Below are 1,574 nucleotides of genomic sequence, written 5' to 3' on the forward strand. Positions count from 1 at the left end.
TCGACCCCATCGGGGGCGTCTTTTTTTCGATTTTGCTAGGCTATACATATGTCAATCCTCCGGATTGAATTCCTTAAAAAGCCTTACCTAAATAACAATCAACACATTTAAATCATTACCCCAGAGGGGTAACATCTTTATAGAAAAAAGATAATTTATAAAACCGACCCAGCGGGGGCGTATAAACAGAAATGTAAAGGTATATTTCCAAATAATGCTTCGACAGGCTCAGCATGACAGTTTGGATAGGTAGCTACACAACAAAAAGATTTGCTTTGCTAAGAAGAAGGCCTAGGCATTTGCTGCGTAAATCGTAGCGTAGTAAATTCCGCAAGAAGAAAACTCTGTCTGAGCGCAGCGAGTTAGTTTTGTTCCGGAATTTTCAAGAGAAGATAGCAGCCTATGCCAGCCTTGATTTTTGCCAAACTTTTTATCAAGAAAAAGTTTGAAGCCAAGTCCTGGCTAAGGACACGCACTATAATTAATAAAAAGGCTTTAATCAGCGTTGCAAACGCTATTCTCCAGCATCCTCGTTGCAAACGAGGACGATAATAGTGCAGATCAAACTTTCATAATGATGCTTCGACAGGCTCAGCATGACAGTTTGGATAGGTAGCTACACAACAAAAAGATTTTCTTTGCTAAGAATCCAGCCTTGATTTTTGTCAAACTTTTTATCAAGAAAAAGTTTGAAGCCAAGTCCTGGCTAAGGACACGCGCTGCCTTAACAATAAGACTCCAATTAGCGTTGCAAACGCTATACACAAGCATCCTCGTTGCAAACGAGGACGATAATAGTGCAGATCAAACTTTTATAATGATGCTTCGACAGGCTCAGCATGACAGTTTGGATAGGTAGCTGCAAAACAAAAAGATTTGCTTTGCTAAGAAGAAGGCCTAGGCATTTGCTGCGTAAATCGTAGCGTAGTAAATTTCGCAAGAACAAAACTCTGTCTGAGCGCAGCGAGTTAGTTTTGTTCCGGAATTTTCAAGAGAAGATAGCAGCCTATGCCAGCCTTGATTTTTGCCAAACTTTTTATCAAGAAAAAGTTTGAAGCCAAGTCCTGGCTAAGGACACGAGCTCCCTTAACAAAAAGACTCCAATTAGCGTTGTAAACGCTATCCACAAGCATCCTCGTTGCAAACGAGGACGATAATAGTGCAGATCAAACTTTCATAATGATGCTTCGACAGGCTCAGCATGACAGTTTGGATAGGTAGCTACACAACAAAAAGATTTGCTTTGCTAAGAAGAAGGCCTAGGCATTTGCTGCGTAAATCGTAGCGTAGTAAATTCAGCAAGAAGAAAACTCTGTCTGAGCGCAGCGAGTTAGTTTTGTTCCGGAATTTTCAAGAGAAGATAGCAGCCTATGCCAGCCTTGATTTTTGCCAAACTTTTTATCAAGAAAAAGTTTGAAGCCAAGTCCTGGCTAAGGACACGAGCTCCCTTAACAAAAAGACTCCAATTAGCGTTGTAAACGCTATCCACAAGCATCCTCGTTGCAAACGAGGACGATAATAGTGCAGATCAAACTTTCATAATGATGCTTCGACAGGCTCAGCATGACAGTTTG

This window comes from Sphingobacterium sp. MYb382 (genome assembly GCF_037572665.1).
In the GTDB taxonomy this organism is placed as follows: Bacteria; Bacteroidota; Bacteroidia; order Sphingobacteriales; family Sphingobacteriaceae; genus Sphingobacterium.